Source organism: Floricoccus penangensis, from assembly GCF_001832885.1.
Lineage (GTDB): Bacteria > Bacillota > Bacilli > Lactobacillales > Streptococcaceae > Floricoccus > Floricoccus penangensis.
The window spans coordinates 1-774 of sequence record NZ_MKIQ01000007.1 but is presented as its reverse complement, the minus strand read 5'-3'; the positions used below and the strand labels follow the sequence as shown (position 1 = coordinate 774).

1 protein-coding gene is annotated in these 774 nt (G+C 38.9%); it reads right to left on the bottom strand.

Translation table 11 applies throughout. From position 1 onward, the window contains the following. Window positions 1–774, bottom strand: a 774-nt coding sequence (locus BG262_RS10685) for a hypothetical protein (RefSeq protein WP_158006632.1), incomplete at both ends; no start/stop codon positions are given.

The window sequence follows — 774 nt, the reverse complement described above, 5'->3', positions numbered from 1 at the left end:
AAGTAGCAAACCAAGTACTTCAAGTGAAGAATCAAGTTCAACTACCACAAGTAGTAAACCAAGTACTTCAAGTGAGGAATCAAGTTCAACTACCACAAGTAGCGAGCCAAGTACTACAAGTGAAGAATCAAGTTCATCTACAACAAGTAGCGAACCAAGCACTTCAAGTGAGTCAACAAGTTCAACTACAACAAGTAGCGAACCAGGTACTTCGAGTGAACCAACAAGTTCAACTACCACAAGTAGCGAACGAACAACTTCGAGTGAATCAACAAGTTCAACTACCACAAGTAGTAAACCAAGTATATCAATTGAAGAGTCAAGTTCAACTACCACAGGTATTGAACCAAGTACTTCAAGTGAGTCATCAAGTTCAACTACCACAAGTAGTAAACCAAGTACTTCAAGTGAGTCATCAAGTTCAACTACAACTAGTAGCGAACCAAGTAGTTCAAGTGAGTCACCAAGTTCAACTACCACAAGTAGTAAACCAAGCGCTTTAAGTGAGTCACCAAGTTCAACTACAACAAGTAGTAAACCAAGTAGTTCAAGTAAGTCACCAAGTTCAACTACTACAAGTAATGAGCCAAGTAGTTCAAGTGAACCAACAAACTCAACTAGCACAAGTATTGAACCAAGTACTTCAAGTGAGTCAACAAGTTCAACTATAACAAGCAGTTCATCAAGTACTACAAGTGATAAACCAAGTTCAACTACCACAGGTAGTAAACCAAGTACTTCAAGTGAGTCATCAAGTTCAACTACCACAGGTAG